This window comes from Phreatobacter cathodiphilus (assembly GCF_003008515.1).
GTDB classification, from domain to species: domain Bacteria; phylum Pseudomonadota; class Alphaproteobacteria; order Rhizobiales; family Phreatobacteraceae; genus Phreatobacter; species Phreatobacter cathodiphilus.
In genome coordinates this window covers 2,050,803-2,068,385 of sequence record NZ_CP027668.1, presented here as the reverse complement: position 1 = coordinate 2,068,385, position 17,583 = coordinate 2,050,803, and the positions used below count along the sequence as shown (strand labels likewise).

Genomic DNA, 17,583 nt, shown 5'->3' with positions numbered 1-17,583 from the left:
GTGGACGCGGAGTGGTTGGGACCGTCTATCTGACCATTCGCTGTGCAGCACAATCACAGCCGCATCTTTACCCTACCGGTTGACCTTAACCCGTCCCGACGGAAATCGCTGCAATTGTCCGCATCATCCTGCGGAACCGTCATCGCGGGGTCATCGCTGCTTCACCGGCGCGTCACGCCGTCCGCCTAACCCGGTCCGAACGCTTCCGAATCGGGATGAACGGCATGACTCTGGCGGCAGGCGAGGCGCGCAAGGCGACCCAGCGCAATATCGGGCGGGCCGTCGCCCGCCACCGGCCGCTGTCGCGGGCGGGACTGCAGGAGCAACTCTTCACGCTGATGTTCTCCGGCCTCGTCTATCCGCAGATCTGGGAGGATCCGGAGATCGACATGGAGGCGCTGGCGCTCGGCCCCGCGGATCACGTGGTGGCCATCGCCTCCGGTGGCTGCAACGTCCTCAGCTATCTCGTCGCCGGCCCTGCCGCGATCACCGCCGTCGACCTCAACGCCCATCACGTGGCGCTGAACCGGCTGAAGCTCGCCGCGGCCCTCCACCTGCCCGACCACGACAGCTTCTTCCGCTTCTTCGGCCGGGCCGACAACCGCGCCAATATCGCCGCCTACGACCTCCATCTGCGCGACCGGCTCGATCCGGCGACGCGCGCCTACTGGGAGCGGCGCGACTGGGCCGGGCGGCGGCGCATCCGGCAGTTTTCCGACAACATCTACCGCAAGGGCCTGCTCGGCTGGATGATCGGCACCGGCCATGCGGTCGCGCGGCTGCACGGCCGCGATCCCCGCCGCATGCTGGAAGCGCGCTCGCTCGCCGACCAGCGCGCCATCTTTGACGCGGAGCTGAAGCCGCTCTTCGCCTCGCCGCTGGTGCGCTGGCTGGTGAAGAACCCCGCCTCGCTCTACGGGCTCGGCATTCCGCCGGCCCAGTATCAGGCGCTGCTGACCTCGGCGAAGGCGGGCGGCGGGATGGAGGAGGTGCTGGTGGCACGCCTCGAACGTCTCGCCTGCGGCTTCCCGCTGGAGAGCAACTACTTCGCCTGGCAGGCCTTCGGCCGGCGCTATCAGGGTGCGGCGGGCGCCGTGCCGCCCTATCTCGCGGCCGGCCATTTCGACACGGTGCGGTCCCGTGCCGGCCGTGTCGAGGTGCGTCACGAGAATTTCATCGACCATCTGGAGAGCCTGCCGCCGGCCTCCCGCGACGCCTATGTGCTGCTCGACGCGCAGGACTGGATGACGGACGCGGTGCTGAACCGGCTCTGGGCGGCGATCCTGCGCACCGCCAGGCCCGGCGCCCGCGTCATCTTCCGGACGGCGGCGGAGGAGAGCCTGCTGCCCGGCCGCCTCTCGCCGGGGATCCTGGCGCGCTTCACCTATGACGCGGAGCGCTGCCGCGCCTGGACGGAGCGCGACCGCTCGTCGATCTACGGCGGCTTCCACCTCTACACCCTGGCCGCGCCGTGACCGCCCCGACGGACGTGTTTCCCGCCGCGGAGAGGATGGACGCCATCTACCGCTGGCAGGTCGGCATCTATGACGCCACGCGCAAGTTCTACCTGCTCGGCCGCGACCGCCTGATCGACGAGCTCGCGCCGCCCGCCGGGGGCACCGTGCTGGAGGTCGGCTGCGGCACGGGTCGCAACCTCGTCGTGGCGGCGCGGCGCTACCCGCAAGCGCGCTTCTACGGCTTCGACGTCAGCCCGGTCATGCTGGCGGAAGCCCGCCGCGCCGTCGCTCGCGCGGGGCTCGCCGACCGCATCCGCCTCGCCCGGGCGGACGCCGCCGGGTTCGATCCGCTCACCTGTTTCGCCCGTGACGGTTTCGACCGGGTGTTCTGCTCCTACACGCTGTCGATGATTCCGCCCTGGCAGGAGGCCCTCGGGCGGGCCATGGCGGCAGTCCTGCCCGGCGGTTCGCTCCACGTGGTGGATTTCGGCGGGCAGGGGCAATTGCCCGCCCTGTTCCGCTTGGGCCTGCGCGCCTGGCTGGCGCAGTTCCACGTGACGCCGCGGGACGGCGTCGCCGAGACCCTCGCGGCCCTGGCGGCGACGGAGGGCTGCGCCCTGCGACTGGAACGGCCTTACCGCGACTACGCGGTCCATGCCGTTGCGACACGTCCTGCCCTTGCTTGACCCCGTCGGCGGGCGGGGTCTATGACCCCGGCCCAATGACCCAGGACATCCCCACCGCCGGCGCCCCCGAACTGACGGTGGTCGTGCCCAGCTACAACGAACGCGAGAACGTGCCGGAACTGGCGCGACGCCTCGACGGCGTGCTCGCCGGCATCGCCTGGGAGATGATCGTCGTCGACGACGACAGCCCGGACGGAACGGCGGCCGTGGTCAAGGAGATTTCCCGCCGTGATCCCCGCGTGCGCTGCATCCGCCGGGTGGGGCGGCGGGGTCTCGCCGGGGCCTGCATCGAGGGGATGCTCGCTTCCTCCGCGCCGGTCGTCGCCGTCATGGACGGCGACCTGCAGCATGACGAGACGATTCTGCCGGCCATGCTGGAGCAGATCCGCGCCGGCCATGACCTCGTCGTCGCCAGCCGCAACATCGCCGGCGGATCGAAGACCGAGGGCCTGACGCCGATCCGCCAGGGCATTTCGGACCTCGGGCGGCGTCTGTCGTCGATGATCCTCAAGGCGCCGCTCTCCGACCCCATGTCCGGCTTCTTCATGATCCGCCGCGACATCGTCGAGGAGGTGGCGCCGCGCCTCTCCACCACCGGCTTCAAGATTCTGGCCGACATCGCCGCCTCGGTGCCCCGGGCCCCGCGCCTCGCCGAGGTGCCCTTCGTCTTCCGCGAGCGCATCCACGGCGAGAGCAAGCTCGATGCGAAGGTGGCGCTCGACTATGTCGGCTTCGTTCTCAACAAGCTGTCGGGCGGCATCATCCCGCTGCGCTTCATCTTCTTCGCGCTGGTGGGGACGAGCGGCCTGCTCGTTCATCTGGCGGTGCTCTATGCCGGGCTGACGCTCGACCTGCGCTTCGAATGGGCGCAGACGCTGGCGACCTATGTCGCCATGACGTCGAATTTCGTCATCAACAACGAGATCACCTATCGCGACGCGCGGCTGAAGGGCGGGCGCTTCCTGACCGGGCTCGTGCTCTTCTATCTCGTCTGCAGCATCGGCGCCTTCGGCAATGTGGGCGTGGCGAGCTGGCTCTATGCCGGCGACGTCGACTGGTGGCTGTCCGGCCTCGCCGGCGCCGTCATGGGCGCGGTCTTCAACTATGCCGCTTCCTCCGCCCTCGTCTGGCGGCGCTGACGTGGCGCCGGCCCTGCGCCCTGTCTGGGCGGGGAGCGCGGGTGCCGTCCTGGTTCTGGTCGCGGCCTTGACCGCGATCCGCCTGTGGGCGGCGGGATCGCTCGGCCTCGCCGCCGACGAGGCCTATTACTGGATCTGGTCGAAGAACCTCGCCTTCGGCTATTTCGACCACCCGCCGATGGTGGCGGTGCTGATCCGCGCCTCCACCGCCGTTTTCGGCGACGGCGAATTCGGCATTCGCTGGCTCTCGGTGCTGCTCGGGGCGGCGGCGAGCCTCGGCGTCTGGCGGCTGGTGTGGCGGCTCACCGACGATCGCGCCGCGGCGATCGCCGGGGCAGGCATGGTGCAGGCGACCCTGTTCCTCGGCGCCGGCGCGGTCCTGGTGACGCCGGACACGCCGCTGGTGCTGTTCTGGACGCTCGCGCTGCTGGCGCTGGTGGAGGTGTGGCGGACGGGGAAGGGAGCCTGGTGGCTCGCCGCCGGCCTGTCGGTCGGCCTCGCCTTCGTCTCCAAATACACCGCCGTCTTCCTCGGCCTCGCCATCCTCCTGTGGATCGTGCTGGTGCCGGAGCTTCGGCGCTGGCTGCGCTCGCCCTGGCCCTATGCGGGCGGCGTGCTCTGTCTCCTGGTGATGGCGCCGGTGCTGTGGTGGAACGTCGCCCATGGCGGCGCCTCGCTCACCAAGCAGTTCGGCCGCGCCGTGCCGAAGGCCTTCGATCCGCGCTTCGTGCCGGAATTCGTCGCCGGGCAGGCGGCGCTGCTGACGCCGCTGGTCGGGATCGTGGTGCTCTGGGGGCTCTGGGTAGCGGCGCGGCGAACCCTGGGTCAGCGCGAGCCGGGCGCGGTACTGGTCACCGTCTCGGTGCTGCCGCTGCTCGCCTATCTCCTCTGGTACGCGCTGTTCGACCGGGTGCAGGGCAACTGGACCGCCTGCCTGCTGCCGGCCTCCGTCGCCGCTGCCGTGATGGGCGCCAAGGCCCTGCCGGCCGCGCCCGCCATGGCAGCCGTGGTCAGGGCGAGCCTGCGCTGGTCGGTGGTGACCGGCGTGGCCCTCGGTCTCTTCGTCCTCGGCCACGCGGCGTTCCGGCTGGCGCCGCTCGCCATCGACCCTACCGGGCAGCTCCATGGCTGGCGGGCCGCGGCGGCGGCGGTTGAGGCCGTGGCGGAGCGGACCGGGGCGGGGACGATCGGCACGGCCAGCTACACGACGACGGCGCATCTGCGCTTCTACGGGTCCGGCCGGCCGCCGGTGGTCCAGCTTGGCGAGCGGCTGCGCTATGCCATGGAGCCGGAGCCCGACACCGCCACCATCGCCGCGCGGCCGGTGCTCGTCGCGGTCGAGAGCCGCCGCGAGGCGGAGGTCGCCGCGCGGCTCGGGCGGCACTACCGCGTCGTGGAGCCGGCAGGGGCGGTGGACCGGCTCTGGCGGCCGCGCTTCGGCCTGACGGACCGGATGGACCGGCTGGTGCTCTTCCTGGTGCGCGAGCCGGTGGCGCCGGGGGTTCCCGACCTCGCCGCGCCTCAATAGTCCCGCCACAGCGACAGGCCGCCGTAGACCCCGCCGCCGCCGCCGCGGTCCCGCGCATAGCCGCCCGAGAGCCGCAGCCCCACCGGCCCGATGGTGATGCCGGTGACATGCAGGCCAAGGCGGGTGCGCAGCGTGCCGTGATGGGCACTGAGCGTCGCCTCCGGCCCGACATGGACGCCGGAGGCGACGCGATAGCCCGGCGCGATGCGCAGGCTCGCCGCGTCGAAGGGGGTGGCATAGGTGGCGTGGACCTGGACGGCGACCCGGTCGGCCGGGGTCAGCCAGGCGTCGAGGACGAGCGCGGGCCCCAGCCTGGTGCCGAGATGGGGATCGGGCAGGGCGGGCGAGAGCCGCCGCGCTTCCATCGCCAGGCCGGCGAAGAGGGTCGCCGAGCCCCAGGTGCCCTGCTCGCGCCAGCCCGCCAGGAGCCGCGCGCTGGTGACCGTTTCGCTCACCCGGTCGGGCAGGGCCGGATCGATGCGGAAGCGGGAGAGGCCGGTGCCGGCCGTGGCGCGCAGGGTGAAGCCGCGGCCGTCTGCGCCCCGCCACGGAGAGAGGTCGAAGCCGGCGGAGAGATGGACCCCGTCGAAGGCCGCGTCGAGCCCCAGGAAACGGGTGGAGCGCGGTTCGCCGGGCGCCTCGGCGAGAGCCGCGACCGGCAACCATGCGACGGCGAAGGCTCCCCACACTCTCCATGCGCGCATGGCGCATTTCCCCATGAAATGGGTCGGGGCCGCCATATGGGGCATCACCGGATGGCCTTGCCGCCGCGCGGTGCGGAACAGCGCGTTAAGCCTTCGCTAACCATGCGGGTTGCTCAATCGGTACCGGGCACGGCCGGGAGCCGGGCCCCCGCAGACCGCAGTGCATCGTCGCAGCTTCGCCGGAGCCCGTCATGCCAGAGCCGTCCCCAGCCCCCGCCGCCCGCCGCGTCGACGCGGATTTCGTGCGGCTCATCGAAGGCTATTCCCTCACCACCGCCGAAATCCTGTACCGCATGCCGGACCACCCTCTGCTCCTGCAGACCTATCTCTGGCAGGACTACGACCAGGCGCCCTATTTCCCGGTGCTGAAGCGCTTCCTCGCCTTCTGGGAGAAAAGCCTCGACGGCCGGCTGCATGCGGTGACCGTCGCTTCCTCGCGCCTGGTGCGACCCTGCGAGTTCAGGCTGGCGCAGAGCGTGGCCTGGCTGCACTGACCGGCGCCAATTGTCGCAAGCGGAGGCGCCGCGTGCGAGGGCAGTGGCGGGCCGGCACGGGGCGACGTATGGTCATCGCCCTCGCATCAGCCGGAACCACTCGTGCCCGCCCCAGAAAAGACCTCGCAGATCATCGCGGCGCTGATGTCGGCCCAGGCGTCCAGCCATTCGGAGGTGCTGGGAAACCTGACAGTCGGCGACCTGATGGCCTCGCTGCGCTCGCGCGCCTTCGGCCTTTCGCTGATCCTGTTCGGCCTGCCGAACCTCCTGCCGATTCCCGGCCTGCCCATCTTGACCGGCATCGTGCTGGTGCTGCTGGCGCTGCAGATCCTCGTCGGACGCGAGGTGCCCTGGCTGCCGGCGCGCATCGCCGGCACGGCCCTGCCACGCGCCCGGCTGACGCAGGTGGTGAACCGCACCCTGCCGCTGCTCAGGCGGATCGAGACCGTGACGCGCCCGCGCTTCGCCGTGGCCGCGGGCCCGGCGGCGCGCCGGGTCGTCGGCCTCGCCGTGCTGGTGCTCGCGGTGCTGCTGATCATCGTCCCGATTCCCTGGATCGGCTCCATGCCCCAGGGCCTCGCGCTCTGCGTGCTCGGCCTCGGCCTGACCGAGAGGGACGGGGTTCTCGTGACGGCGGGATTCGTCCTCGCCGCGATTGCCACGGCGGTCGGCGCCGGAATCGGCTACACGGTCGTGGCGAGTACCCTTGCCGTCCTGTTCTGAGGACGCACGTTCCGCCGCGGAGACACAGCCTTGCAGGTGACACCCGATTCTTCGACGCTTCGGACCTCCGAGGTCTTCATCGCCCTCAAGACGGTGGGCGATGCGGACCGGATTTCGCTGGAGCAACTGACCCGGACGCTCGGAGACCGCGCCTTCGGGCTACTCGTGCTCATCTTCGCGCTGCCCAACATCATCCCGATGATCCCCGGCGTCTCCACCGTCTCGGGCGTGGTCATCGGCCTCGTCGGGCTGCAGATGATGGTGGGGCGGCATGCGCCGTGGCTGCCGGCGGCCATCGGGGAGAAGACGCTGCCTCGCGCCCAGCTCGCCGCCATGGTGGACCGGACGGTCGGCTGGGTGGCCCGGCTCGAGCGTGTGGCGCGGCCGCGCTGGACCTTCATGACGCGGGGCCTCGGCCATGTGGCGCTCGGCGCCATGTTCGTGCTGCTCGGCGGCATCCTCGCCCTGCCGCTGTCGTGGATCGGCAATTTCCCGCCCGGCGTCGCGCTGGTGGTGCTCTCCATCGGCCTGCTGGAGGAGGACGGTGTGCTGGTCGTCATCGGCCACGCCATCGGCATCCTCGCCACCGTGCTGGTCCTGGCGCTGGTGGCGGCGCTGGTGGCGGCGGCCGTCGCCAGTTTCGGCTGGCTGACCTCCTGAGGCCCTCAAGGCTGCTTCACTTGGACGCCCGCGGACAGTATGGTCCGCGCCAGCTTGGACGAGGACCTGCCATGGCCGATCACATCGTGCCCCATTTCGCCAATGACGACGGCGTCGCCGTCATCCATATCGGCGTCAAGGAATTCCAGTGCATGGGCGCCCGCGCGCCTTTCGACCACCCGCACGTCTTCCTCGACATTGGCGGCGACACCGAGATCGTCTGCCCCTATTGCTCGACGCTCTACAAGCACGATCCGGCGCTGCATGCCGACGAGACCCGCCCTGCCGGCGCCTATGTGAAGACCCTCGCCGACGCCTGATCGGTGGCCGGCGCTCGCCACGTCACCATCGCCGGGGCCGGCATCGGCGGGCTGACGGCGGCCCTGTGCCTCGCCCGCGCCGGCTTCGCGGTCACCGTGCTCGAACGCGCCCCGGCGCTTGAGGAGGTCGGCGCCGGCATCCAGCTCTCCCCCAATGCCAGCCGCGTGCTGATCGCGCTCGGCCTCGCCGAGGCGCTGGCGCCCGTCGTGGTGACGCCCGCGGGCATGGACGTGCGCTCCGGCCCCTCGGGGGCCCTGCTCGCCGCCGCCGACCTCGGCACTGAGGCGGCGCGGCGCTGGGGTGCGCCGTGGTGGGTCGTCCACCGCGCCGACCTTCTCGCCGTGCTGGCGGAGGCGGCGGCGCGCGAGCCCCTGGTGCAGGTCGAGACCGCCGCGGCCGTGGAGACGGTGACGCGGGCGGCGGTCGGCTTCGCCCTCACGGTGGCGGGCGGCGCGCGTCGTGAGGTGCCGGCGCTCGTCGGCGCGGACGGTATCCGCTCGGTGGTGCGCCTGAGCCTCGGCGATGCCGCCCCGCCGACCTTCCGCCGGCGCAGCGCCTTCCGCGCCACACTCGACATGGCGGCCGTGCCGGCCGCTCTGCGCGGCGACAGGCTCGGCCTCTGGCTGGGGCCGGACGTCCATCTGGTGCACTATCCGCTGCGGGCGGGAAGCCTCTGCAACGTCGTCGTCATCATCGGCGACGAGGCACCGATCGAGGGCTGGCGCGCGCCCGGCGATCCCGCCGTCGTCGCCGCCCGTCTGGCGCACTGGTCCGGGGCGCCGCGGCAGCTCGTGGCCGCGGCCGGCCCCTGGCAGCGCTGGTCGCTCGCCGACCGCCCGACCTGGTTCGGCCGGGGGGAGGGGGCGGCGACGCTCCTCGGCGACGCGGCCCATGCCATGCTGCCCTTCGTCGCCCAGGGCGGCGCCATGGCCGTCGAGGATGCGGCCGTGCTCGCCCGCTGCTGCGCCGCGGCGCCCGACGACCTGCCGCGGGCCTTTCGCGCCTATGAGGGCGAACGCGCCGCCCGCGTCGCCCGCATCCAGTCGCTCGCACGGCGCAACGGCGCGATCTACCACCTGAAAGGACCCGCCGCCTTCGCCCGCGACGCCACCATCCGCCTCATGGGCGGGCGCGGCCTCCTCGCCCGGCAGGACTGGATCTACGCCTACAGACCCTGACTCAGGGCTGGCGGGGCGTCGCCGCCTGGTCGCCGGTGCCGGCGAGATCGCGGATGTTGAGGCGCTGGCCGCCGGGCAGCAGGATGTCGCCGGGCCGGAGCCCGCCGCCGCAGCGGGCCGAGACGAAGCGGCCCTGCTGGGTGGTCAGCGTCTGTTGCAGTTCCGGCTGGCCGAGGACCTGGACCGTCCCCTCGATGCGCAGCGAATAGCTGGCCCTGAGGTCGCCGGAGATGACCGAGCGCGCCGTGGTGCGCGTCTGGCCGATCTGGCAGTCGCTCTCGATGACCACATCCTCGCCGTCGCGGCGGATGTCGTAGCGCTGGCACTGCCGGCCGAGCTGGCCGAAGCCGTATTGCACCATCTGCCGCTCGGTGGCGGCATCGGTGCAGGTCTGCAGGGTGAATTCCTGGCCGCCGGGCCCGCCGCCGGTCATCATGCGGATCTCCCAGTAGCCGGGACGGCGCAGGGGCAGTTCGGTCAGCGGCTGCGCGAGGGCGGGGCCGGCGGCGAGGCCGACGAGAAGCAGAACCCTCAGCATGATGTCTCCGGGACGGGGCGTCGTAACGGAACATAGAGCAGCGCCGCCTCGGGAACAGTGTCCGATGGGACACGGTCGGCCGGGTGCGAGGGGGTGGTGCGGACGGCCGGACTCGAACCGGCACGGGTTGCCCCGCAAGATTTTAAGTCTCGTGCGTCTACCGATTTCGCCACGCCCGCTCCGTCGCGAGGCTTAGCCGGATCGGCGAAGGCTGTCATCAGCCGCGTCGGCGCCGCCGCGAGATGACGTAGCGGCATCCCTCCGCCTTAACGATACCCTAACGTCAGGCGAACAGTTCGTTGACCATTTCGATCGGTCCGGTGAACCCGGCGTTGAAGGCTGCCGGCTAGGGTCGTCGGCGGGATTGCGGGGAGGGCCGGATCGTCACCTGAGGAGAGCGTCCGTGCAGCTCACTCCCGCCAAGATCGTCCTGTTCTTCGTCAGCGTCCTCGTGCTCATGAACCCGCCGCTGGTGCTCGGCCTGCTCGGGCCGGACGGCCGCCGCGCCGGGCTGATGATCGACGAGAGCCTCGGCACCGACACCATGCGCATCGCCATGTTCGGACGGCGGTGAGGAACGTCAGCCGGCGTCGCGGATCGGCGGCTGGAAGGTGTAGCCCATGTCCCAGGGGAAATAGATCCAGGTGTCCTGCGAGACCTCGGTGACGAAGGTGTCGACCATGGGCCGGCCCTGCGGCTTGGCATAGACGGTGGCGAAATGGGCTTTCGGCAGCATTTCGCGCACGACCTTGGCGGTCTTGCCGGTGTCGACGAGGTCGTCGACCACGAGGATGCCCTCGCCGCCGTCGGAAAGGAGATGCGGGGCGACCTCCTTGATCACCTTGAGCTGCCCCTGGCTCTGGTAGTCGTGGTAGCTGGCGATGCAGACCGTCTCGATCATGCGGATGCCGAGCTCGCGGGTGACGATGGCCGCCGGAACGAGGCCGCCGCGGGTGATGCAGACGATGGCGCGGAAGGGCCCGGCGCCGCTGATCCGCCAGGCGAGCGCGCGGGCGTCGCGGTGGAACTGGTCCCAGGAGACGGGGAAGGCCTTTTCCGGATTCGGGGTCGCCATGGGGCACTCCAGCGCAGGGACGTCGACAGGCCGGCGACACTAGCGGGGCGGTGTGCCGCGGCAAGCCGCGCGGCGCGCTTTTCCAAAGGGAATCTGCCGCCGGAGACGACGAAGGGCCCCGCAGGGCCCTTCGCGACGATGAGGTAATGCCCGGCTCAGAACCGGTAGGTGATGCCGGTGGAGATCAGCCAGGGGTCGATGGTGACGCGGCCCGAGGTGGTGGCCAGAACGCCGGTCGTGTCGGTGTACTTGAAGGTCGAGCGCAGGAAGATCTTCTTGACGTCGACGTTCACGCCCCAGTGGCGGTTGATCATGTAGTCGAAGCCGACCTGCAGGGCGAGACCGGCGGCAGGCGCCACCGAGAAGCGGTTGTAGGTGAAGGGCGCGCCGTTCGCCATGGCGCCCTGGGCCGACTGCGAGAAGAACATGGTGTAATTCACGCCGGCGCCGACATAGGGCTTGAAGGCGCCGAAATCGGTGAAGTGGTACTGCAGCATCAGGGTGGGCGGCAGCAGCCAGGTCTTGCCGATGGTTGCGGTGGAGCCGAGGGCCGTCGCCAGGGCGCCGGTCGGGCGGACGTTGTGCGGCGTCACGCCCAGGATGAGCTCCACCGCGATGTTCTTGGTGAAGTAGTAGGTGATGTCGAGCTCGGGCACGACCGAGGTGGAGATGCCGAGGTTGGAGATCGGGGCGACGGCCGCGCCGTTCAGCGTCGTCACCGCGCCGCTCGGCGAGGGAATGACGGCCAGGGCCCGAAGGCGGATCTGCCAGGGATTGAAGTCAGGGGCGACCGCGACGCTTTCGAAGGGGGTGCGCGGGGCGCCGATGTCGGCGGCGAGTGCGGGGGTGGCGAGGAGGGCCGCGCCGATGACGGCGCCGCGGATAACGGTCTTCATGAGGTGCCCCGATGGTATGCGAGCGTTTTGGTGGAACTGCGCGATCCGTCGGGGGTATCCGGCCGAAGCAGTGTTGCGGGTTGAGCAAGGGCACCATAGCGCCTCGCGGCCCTTGCGCTAGATCAAACCAGGCGGTTTCAAGGCACCATTGGTAGCTGACGGTGACGCTGTGTTGCGGCGGTGCAACAAACGGGGGCGTCAGGCCCCCCGCGTGATGGTCACCGGAGCGTCCGGACGCTTGTGCTCCTCGACCATGGCGACCACCGCCGTCTCGGCGGCGGCGAGCAGCGATTCGTCCTTGGCGCGCAGCACGAGGCGGGTCCAGAACCGGCCGTCCTGCATCATCGGGTAGGAGCCCATGATCACGCCCGGATGGGCCTTGGCGATCGCCGCATAGGGCGTGCCGATGTCGCCCTCGCGCAGGCCCGGCGCCTCGATGGAGACCTGCATCATCTTCGTGCCGGTCTTCAGGCGCGGCGCCACCACGTCCAGCATGGCCTGCATCACCGAGGGGACACCCGCCATGGTGACGACATTGCCGATCATGAAGCCGGGCGCCTTGGAGACCGGGTTCTCGATGAGCTCGGCCCCGGCGGGGATGCGCGCCATGCGCAGGCGGGCCTCGTTGAGGTCCTTCTCGGGAATGCGCTCCAGCAGCATGGCGCGGGCGCGCGGGTCGACGTCGATGGTGACGCCGAAGGCCTTGGCGATGCAGTCGGCGGTGATGTCGTCGTGGGTCGGGCCGATGCCGCCGGTGGTGAAGACGTAGCCGTATTTCGCCCGCAGGGTGTTGAGGGCGGGGACGATCTCGTCCTCCTCGTCCGGGACGACGCGCACCTCCTTCACGTCGATGCCGATGGCGGTGCAGTACTCGGCGATGTAGCCGATGTTCTTGTCCTTGGTGCGACCGGAGAGGATCTCGTCGCCGATGACGAGAATGGCGGCGGTGACGGTGGTCGGCTGCGCGGTCATGGAGCTCTCCGGGACTGCCGCCGAACTAGAGCGCGGCGGCGCCGGCGGCAAGGGGCTTGCCGGCGGCGCCGCGGAGCCTGTCGCGTCATGGACGCGGCTTCATCTCCTCGATCGCCTTGAGTTCGGCGGCGAGCGTCGCCTGGGCCTGGCCTGCCGCGGCCCGGGTGGTGCGGACCGCGTCGATCGGCGCCGCCGGGTCTTCTGCCGTCTTGAGGGCCGTGTCGAAGGCGGCGGCCACCGTATCCAGCCTCGCCCGGATGTTGCCCAAGGCCTGCTTCTGCTCGTCCGTAAGCTGGTCCTCCGGCATCTCGGCGGCCGCCCTCTTCACCTCGTCGAGGGTCGGGGCGGTGATCTTCAGGCCGTCGAGCTCGGCCCTCACCCGCCGGCGCTCGGCCAGGTGGGGATCGATGGGCTGCTCGTTCGGGCGCGAGCCGAAATAGAAGCCGATCATTGCCGCCAGCATGGTCGAGAGCATGGTCAGGATCTGCTTGGCCACGTCATCGGCCAATCGGTAGTCGGTGCGCGGAATGAAGGTGGCACGAATGGGCTCTACTGTCCCCGAGACCACCACCAGGCCCTCTCCGGCGAGCTGCGCCTGCAGCACCCTCGCCTCGGCGAGGGTGGTGACCGGCAAGAGGAACGGTTCGCTCGGCGCCACGAATCCGGTGCGGGACGTCTGGACCAGGAGGTAGCTGGCGAAGACCCCGACCAGGACGATGAACGCGAAGGTGAGGATGGCGCGGATGCTCCCCTCAGGCAGTCCGAAGGGATGGCGGGCGTCCAGCATGCCGAGGCGCTCGGCGGTGACGCTGAGAGCGCTCACGAATCCGGTGAAGGCGACGACACCGACCAGCACCAGCGCCGCCACCGCGGCAAAGCTGCGGGCGCCGGTGATCATGACGTAGCCGAGAACGAGAACGGCGCCCAAGGCGACCAACGCGGATATCATTCCAAACGGCTTTTGCATTGGATCGGCTCCTTCGCGCATGGTCGCGGGTGCACGTCAAGGTTGCGGTTTGCCGAGAGATCGCTGCAACTCCGGGCAATTCCGGACGCAGGGCGGGGGACGGCGCGTCGGCCGCCGGCGCTTGACGGGGTGCCCCTTCTGATACTTAATCGAATGGTTAAGTAATAGGGACGTCCCCCATGAGCCGCATCGTCTCCCGCATCATCCCGTGCCTCTGGTTCGACGGCGAAGCCGAGGCCGCAGCCGAGCATTACGTCGGCATCTTCCCCAACAGCCGGGTCACCGAGGTGATGCGCTGGCCGATGGACGGCATGGCGCCGGCCGGCAGCGTGCTGACCGTGACTTTCGAGCTCGACGGCACGACCTTCGTCGGCCTCAACGGCGGACCGCAGTTCACCTTCACGGAAGCCGTGTCCTTCCAGGTGATCTGCGAGAGCCAGGACGAGGTCGACCACTACTGGGCGCGGCTCGGGGAGGGCGGCAAGGAGATCGAATGCGGGTGGATCAAGGACCGCTTCGGCCTCGCCTGGCAGGTGGTGCCGCGGATGCTGCCCGAGGCGCTCGCCGGCGCCGACCGGGAGCGCGCGGCGCGGGTCATGCGGGCGATGATGGGGATGGTGAAGCTGGACATCGCGGCGCTGGAGGCCGCGGGAAGGGGGTGAGCCATTTTTCGGGGACATGACCCGCCGGGGAAGCGGACAGCTCGTCGAACGCTGAACCAAGGGTAATCTGCATAGCCGAAGTGCGTCCTTCGAGGCTCGCCATAGCATCGAGCGGACGCGAGGTGCGTCCGCATCTCGCTATGCGCTCGCACCTCAGGATGAGGAAGGTGGTGATTGGCAGGAAAGGCAGGGCGGGTGACGTCTTCGACATCTGCAACCCTCAGCCCTCCTCATCCTGAGGTGCGAGCGATAGCGAGCCTCGAAGGACGCACTTCAGTCTTGCAGGGCCTCGAACGGGCCTCCTACTGCACCTGCACCTGCCGCGAGGCCTGGTCGACCATGACCTTGACGGTCAGGAACTCACCCTCGCCGCCGTGGCGCGAGCCGCGGATGGGCGCGGCGTTGAGATAGTCGAGGCCGCAGGCGATGCGGATGTGCTGTTCGGTCGGGCAGAGGCCGTTGGCCGCGTCGAAGCCGACCCAGCCGAGGCCCTCGACATGGGCTTCGGCCCAGGCGTGCCCCGCCTCTTGGTCGACCGTGCCGTCGTCGTGCAGGAAATAGCCGCCGACGTAGCGGGCGGGAATGTTCAGGTGGCGCGCCGCGGCGATGAAGATGTGGGCGAAGTCCTGGCAGACCCCGCGCCTGAGCGCGAAGGCCTCCGCCGCCGTGGTGGCGGAGTGGGTCGGGTCCTTGTCAAAGGTGATGTCGCGGGCGAGGTCGTCGAGCAGGGCGTGCAGCGTGGAGAGCCTGTCGGAGGGCTGGTGGCGCGCCTCGGCATAGGCGCGGATGTCGGCGTCGGCGGTGGTCAGGTCGGTGCCCCGCAGGTAGAGGCCGGGCGGAAAGCGCTCGATGGCGCCGCGCACCACGCCGGCCGTGTCGGAGGTCTCGACGAGGCCGTCGACCCTGACGGTGAGGGTCTGCACCGGGCCGGTGCAGGAGAAGGTGTGGGTGATGTTGCCGAAGGCGTCCTCGTGGGCGTCCAGGCGGCAGTCCTGGTCGACGTCGATGCGCCAGTTGGAGACGTGCTGGCCCTCGTAGTTGCGCGGGGTCAGCCGCAGCGTCTGGATCACCGACCGGGCGGGGACGGCGTAGCTGTAAGTGGTCTCGTGGGCGATGCGGATGCGCATGGCGGGCGCCCGCTCTAGGTCAGGTATTGCTGGGTGATGGCGGCGCCCAGCCGGTTGTTCTCGGTGATGAAGTCCGAGACGAATTCATGCAGGCCCGACTGGAAGATGTCGTCGATGCGGGCGTTTTCCAGCCGCGTGCGGGTGGCGCGGGCGGCGCGTTGGGCCGGCCCCTGGCGGCCATAGGCGAGCGACAGGCTGTCGAGGTTGCGCACGATGCTCTCGTAGCAGGCGGCGAGCGAGCGCGGCATCTGGTCGTTGAGGATGAGGAGGTCGGCCACCAGCCAGGGCTTCAGGCTCTCCTTATAGACCCAGTGATAGGCGGTCAGCGCCGACACGGCGCGCAGGATCGCCGACCACTGGAAGTAGTCGAGCGAGCCGCCGACCTGCTCTGCGCCGGGCAGAAGCACGTGGTACTTCACGTCGAGGATGCGGGCGGTGTTGTCGGCGCGCTCGATCATCACGCCGAGGCGCGAGAACCAGTAGCCGTCGGAGCGCAGCATGGTGCGGTAGGCCGAGCCATCGAACCGGAGGCCGGTCTCCTTCACGAAGGACAGGAAGTTGGCGAGGTGCTCGTCCTGGTTGAGGCCGCTCGCCCGGTATTTCGACAGTTCCAGCCAGGCGGCGTTGATGGCGTCCCACATCTCGACGGTCAGGGCCGTGCGCACCGAACGGGCGTTGGTGCGGGCAATCTCGAAGCAGGAGCGGATGGAGGAGGGGTTGTCGGGCGAGAAGGCGAGGAAGTCGATGACCGTCTCGCGAGTCGCCTTGTCGTGCGCCTGGTAGAAGAGATGGGCGCAGCCGGCCGTGGCGACCGCCGATTCCCATTCGTTGGACGTGCCGGCATAGGCCGAGGGCAGATTGGCGAGGCGCGTCGAGGCCTCGATGATGCGGGCGAGATATTCGGCGCGCTCGACGTAGCGGGCGAGCCAGAACAGGTTGTCGGCGGTACGGGAGAGCATGGGTTCCGCCTATCTCACGAATCCAGGACCCAGGTGTCCTTGGTGCCGCCGCCCTGGCTGGAATTGACCACCAGCGAGCCCTCCTTCAGCGCGACGCGGGTGAGGCCGCCGGGGACGATGCGCACCTTGTCGCGCCCGGTCAGCACGAAGGGCCGGAGGTCGACGTGACGGGGGGCGACGCCCTCCTCGACCAGGGTCGGGCAGGTGGACAGCGCCAGGGTCGGCTGGGCGATGAAGTTGGACGGGTCCTTGATCAGCTTCTCGCGGAAGGTCTCGATCTCGGCCGTGGTCGCCTTGGGCCCGATGAGCATGCCGTAGCCGCCGGAGCCGTGGACCTCCTTGACCACCAGCTCGGGCAGCTTGTCGAGCACGTATTTGAGCTCGTCCGCCTCGCGGCAGCGCCAGGTCGGCACGTTCTTCAGGATCGGCTCCTCGCCGAGGTAGAACTTCACGATCTCCGGCATGTAGCTGTAGACCGCCTTGTCGTCGGCGACGCCGGTGCCGACCGCGTTGGCCAGCGTGACGTTGCCGGCGTGGTAGGCGGACATGATGCCCGGCACGCCGAGGGCCGAATCCGGCCGGAACACCAGCGGGTCGAGGAAATCGTCGTCCAGGCGGCGGTAGATGACGTCGACGCGCTTCGGCCCCTCGGTGGTGCGCATGTAGACGACGTCGGCCTTTACGAAGAGGTCGCGGCCCTCGACCAGCTCGACGCCGAGCTTGTCGGCGAGGAAGGTGTGCTCGTAATAGGCCGAGTTGAACAGGCCCGGCGTCAGCAGCACGCAGGTCGGGTCGGAGGAGGCCGAGCGGGGGGCCACCGACTTCATCGTGGCGAGGAGGTCGTCGGTGTAGTTTTCCACCGGCGCGACGCGGTGCTGGGAGAAGAGCTCGGGGAAGAGGCGGATCATCACCTCCCGGTTCTCCAGCATGTAGGAGACGCCGGAGGGCGTGCGGGCATTGTCCTCGAGCACGTAGAAGGTGTCGGCGTCGACGCGGACGATGTCGATGCCGGCGATCATCACGTAGATGCCGTGGGGCACCGGCTGCTGGTTCATCTCCGGGCGGAAGGCCGGATTGCGGTAGACCAGATCCTCCGGCACGAGGCCGGCGCGCAGGATCTCGCGCTTGGAATAGACGTCGCCGAGGAAGGCGTTGATGGCGCGCACACGCTGCGTCAGGCCCTTGGAGAGGCGCACCCACTCGTCGTTGGTCAGCACCCGCGGGATGACGTCGAAGGGAATCAGCCGCTCGGTCGAGGCGGCGTCGCCATAGACCGCAAAGGTGATGCCGATGCGGCGGAACAGCGCCTCGGCCTCGCGCGAGCGCGTGGCGAGCAGGTCCGTCGGAATGGTCTTCAGCCAGCGAGCCAGGGTTTCGTAGGCGGGGCGGACCGCACCGTCCGCGAGGTTCATTTCATCGAAGATCGGTGCAGCGCCTGCCATTGACGGCTCTATTCCCCTCTGGAAGACGAAGCATGGCCTCTCTCTTGCGGAGCGA

General features: G+C 69.9%; 20 protein-coding genes and 1 tRNA gene. 11 read left to right on the top strand and 10 right to left on the bottom strand.

The annotated features are described in order from the left end of the window. Positions 1–224: 224 nt before the first annotated feature. From C6569_RS10120 to C6569_RS10105, 4 genes are all read left to right on the top strand, one after another. A complete protein-coding gene (locus C6569_RS10120; RefSeq protein WP_106748729.1) occupies positions 225–1,475 on the top strand; it encodes a BtaA family protein in 1,251 nt (416 codons plus the stop codon). A 35-nt stretch (positions 1,476–1,510) separates the two neighbouring features. Continuing rightward, a complete protein-coding gene (locus tag C6569_RS10115) occupies positions 1,511–2,143 on the top strand; it encodes a class I SAM-dependent methyltransferase (RefSeq protein ID WP_106748728.1) in 633 nt (210 codons plus the stop codon). A 35-nt stretch (positions 2,144–2,178) separates the two neighbouring features. Further along, positions 2,179–3,282, top strand: a complete 1,104-nt coding sequence (locus C6569_RS10110) for a glycosyltransferase (protein ID WP_106748727.1) — start codon at positions 2,179–2,181, stop codon at positions 3,280–3,282. Positions 3,283–3,349: 67 nt separating this feature from the next. Further along, positions 3,350–4,810 carry a glycosyltransferase family 39 protein gene (locus C6569_RS10105; RefSeq protein WP_181313986.1) on the top strand — a complete coding sequence of 487 codons (1,461 nt, stop codon included), beginning with the start codon at positions 3,350–3,352 and terminating at the stop codon, positions 4,808–4,810. On the opposite strand, the gene bcsS is transcribed toward C6569_RS10105, so the two are convergent. Next, the gene (bcsS, locus tag C6569_RS10100) at positions 4,804–5,514 is read right to left on the bottom strand and encodes a cellulose biosynthesis protein BcsS (RefSeq protein WP_146144773.1); all 711 of its coding nucleotides are present in this window, start codon (positions 5,512–5,514) and stop codon (positions 4,804–4,806) included. The genes C6569_RS10105 and bcsS overlap by 7 nt on opposite strands. Before the next feature lie 191 nt (positions 5,515–5,705). On the opposite strand from bcsS, the gene C6569_RS10095 reads away from it, so the two are divergent. From C6569_RS10095 to C6569_RS10075, 5 genes are all read left to right on the top strand, one after another. Further along, entirely contained in the window at positions 5,706–6,008 is a 303-nt protein-coding gene (locus tag C6569_RS10095) for an usg protein (RefSeq protein ID WP_106748724.1), read from the top strand. A gap of 102 nt (positions 6,009–6,110) precedes the next feature. Continuing rightward, a complete protein-coding gene (locus C6569_RS10090; protein WP_106748723.1) occupies positions 6,111–6,731 on the top strand; it encodes an exopolysaccharide biosynthesis protein in 621 nt (206 codons plus the stop codon). A gap of 36 nt (positions 6,732–6,767) precedes the next feature. Continuing rightward, a complete protein-coding gene (locus C6569_RS10085; RefSeq protein ID WP_181313985.1) occupies positions 6,768–7,391 on the top strand; it encodes an exopolysaccharide biosynthesis protein in 624 nt (207 codons plus the stop codon). 71 nt (positions 7,392–7,462) lie between these two features. Further along, a complete protein-coding gene (locus C6569_RS10080; RefSeq protein WP_106748721.1) occupies positions 7,463–7,711 on the top strand; it encodes a zinc-finger domain-containing protein in 249 nt (82 codons plus the stop codon). A 3-nt stretch (positions 7,712–7,714) separates the two neighbouring features. After that, positions 7,715–8,890, top strand: coding sequence for an FAD-dependent monooxygenase (locus C6569_RS10075; protein WP_106748720.1), 1,176 nt, complete (start codon positions 7,715–7,717; stop codon positions 8,888–8,890). 1 nt (position 8,891) lies between these two features. Here the strand turns inward: C6569_RS10075 and C6569_RS10070 are convergent, their stop codons facing one another. Together C6569_RS10070 and C6569_RS10065 are read right to left on the bottom strand one after the other, a co-directional pair. Further along, positions 8,892–9,428: a DUF3617 domain-containing protein gene (locus tag C6569_RS10070; protein WP_106748719.1), complete on the bottom strand. Its 537-nt coding sequence runs from the start codon at positions 9,426–9,428 to the stop codon at positions 8,892–8,894. A 94-nt stretch (positions 9,429–9,522) separates the two neighbouring features. Further along, positions 9,523–9,607 (bottom strand) — tRNA-Leu (locus C6569_RS10065). 224 nt (positions 9,608–9,831) lie between these two features. Between C6569_RS10065 and C6569_RS21930 the strand changes: the two genes are divergently transcribed. After that, positions 9,832–10,002: a hypothetical protein gene (locus C6569_RS21930; RefSeq protein WP_181313983.1), complete on the top strand. Its 171-nt coding sequence runs from the start codon at positions 9,832–9,834 to the stop codon at positions 10,000–10,002. Positions 10,003–10,008: 6 nt separating this feature from the next. Here C6569_RS21930 and gpt read toward each other — a convergent pair whose 3' ends face one another. From gpt to C6569_RS10045, 4 genes are all read right to left on the bottom strand, one after another. Further along, positions 10,009–10,503, bottom strand: a complete 495-nt coding sequence (gene gpt / locus C6569_RS10060; RefSeq protein ID WP_106748718.1) for a xanthine phosphoribosyltransferase — start codon at positions 10,501–10,503, stop codon at positions 10,009–10,011. Positions 10,504–10,658: 155 nt separating this feature from the next. Next, complete coding sequence (locus C6569_RS10055; protein WP_106748717.1) at positions 10,659–11,399, bottom strand: OmpW/AlkL family protein; 741 nt, start codon at positions 11,397–11,399, stop codon at positions 10,659–10,661. Positions 11,400–11,597: 198 nt separating this feature from the next. Beyond that, the gene (locus tag C6569_RS10050) at positions 11,598–12,371 is read right to left on the bottom strand and encodes a competence/damage-inducible protein A (RefSeq protein WP_106748716.1); all 774 of its coding nucleotides are present in this window, start codon (positions 12,369–12,371) and stop codon (positions 11,598–11,600) included. Between the two features lie 85 nt (positions 12,372–12,456). After that, positions 12,457–13,320: a hypothetical protein gene (locus tag C6569_RS10045; protein WP_146144772.1), complete on the bottom strand. Its 864-nt coding sequence runs from the start codon at positions 13,318–13,320 to the stop codon at positions 12,457–12,459. Between the two features lie 197 nt (positions 13,321–13,517). Here C6569_RS10045 and C6569_RS10040 point away from each other — a divergent pair, with 197 nt between their 5' ends. After that, positions 13,518–14,000, top strand: coding sequence for a VOC family protein (locus tag C6569_RS10040; RefSeq protein WP_106748714.1), 483 nt, complete (start codon positions 13,518–13,520; stop codon positions 13,998–14,000). Between the two features lie 302 nt (positions 14,001–14,302). On the opposite strand, the gene C6569_RS10035 is transcribed toward C6569_RS10040, so the two are convergent. The 3 genes from C6569_RS10035 to C6569_RS10025 are packed head-to-tail and all read right to left on the bottom strand — an operon-like array spanning position 14,303 to position 17,498. Beyond that, on the bottom strand, positions 14,303–15,127 hold the full coding sequence (locus C6569_RS10035) for a transglutaminase family protein (RefSeq protein WP_106748713.1): 825 nt from the start codon (positions 15,125–15,127) through the stop codon (positions 14,303–14,305). A gap of 14 nt (positions 15,128–15,141) precedes the next feature. After that, the gene (locus C6569_RS10030; protein WP_106748712.1) at positions 15,142–16,086 is read right to left on the bottom strand and encodes an alpha-E domain-containing protein; all 945 of its coding nucleotides are present in this window, start codon (positions 16,084–16,086) and stop codon (positions 15,142–15,144) included. 14 nt (positions 16,087–16,100) lie between these two features. Then, positions 16,101–17,498 carry a circularly permuted type 2 ATP-grasp protein gene (locus tag C6569_RS10025; protein WP_106748711.1) on the bottom strand — a complete coding sequence of 466 codons (1,398 nt, stop codon included), beginning with the start codon at positions 17,496–17,498 and terminating at the stop codon, positions 16,101–16,103. Positions 17,499–17,583 lie beyond the last annotated feature (85 nt).

Coding starts and splice junctions, on each gene's coding strand:
- C6569_RS10045 (WP_146144772.1), bottom strand. CDS start 13,320: ATGATATCCGCGTTGGTCGCCTTGGGCGCCGTTCTCGTTCTCGGCTAC.
- C6569_RS10030 (WP_106748712.1), bottom strand. CDS start 16,086: ATGCTCTCCCGTACCGCCGACAACCTGTTCTGGCTCGCCCGCTACGTC.
- gpt (WP_106748718.1), bottom strand. CDS start 10,503: ATGGCGACCCCGAATCCGGAAAAGGCCTTCCCCGTCTCCTGGGACCAG.
- C6569_RS10040 (WP_106748714.1), top strand. CDS start 13,518: ATGAGCCGCATCGTCTCCCGCATCATCCCGTGCCTCTGGTTCGACGGC.
- C6569_RS10115 (WP_106748728.1), top strand. CDS start 1,511: ATGGACGCCATCTACCGCTGGCAGGTCGGCATCTATGACGCCACGCGC.
- C6569_RS10025 (WP_106748711.1), bottom strand. CDS start 17,498: ATGAACCTCGCGGACGGTGCGGTCCGCCCCGCCTACGAAACCCTGGCT.
- C6569_RS10050 (WP_106748716.1), bottom strand. CDS start 12,371: ATGACCGCGCAGCCGACCACCGTCACCGCCGCCATTCTCGTCATCGGC.
- C6569_RS10055 (WP_106748717.1), bottom strand. CDS start 11,399: ATGAAGACCGTTATCCGCGGCGCCGTCATCGGCGCGGCCCTCCTCGCC.
- C6569_RS10080 (WP_106748721.1), top strand. CDS start 7,463: ATGGCCGATCACATCGTGCCCCATTTCGCCAATGACGACGGCGTCGCC.
- C6569_RS10120 (WP_106748729.1), top strand. CDS start 225: ATGACTCTGGCGGCAGGCGAGGCGCGCAAGGCGACCCAGCGCAATATC.
- bcsS (WP_146144773.1), bottom strand. CDS start 5,514: ATGCGCGCATGGAGAGTGTGGGGAGCCTTCGCCGTCGCATGGTTGCCG.
- C6569_RS10070 (WP_106748719.1), bottom strand. CDS start 9,428: ATGCTGAGGGTTCTGCTTCTCGTCGGCCTCGCCGCCGGCCCCGCCCTC.
- C6569_RS10095 (WP_106748724.1), top strand. CDS start 5,706: ATGCCAGAGCCGTCCCCAGCCCCCGCCGCCCGCCGCGTCGACGCGGAT.
- C6569_RS10110 (WP_106748727.1), top strand. CDS start 2,179: ATGACCCAGGACATCCCCACCGCCGGCGCCCCCGAACTGACGGTGGTC.
- C6569_RS10035 (WP_106748713.1), bottom strand. CDS start 15,127: ATGCGCATCCGCATCGCCCACGAGACCACTTACAGCTACGCCGTCCCC.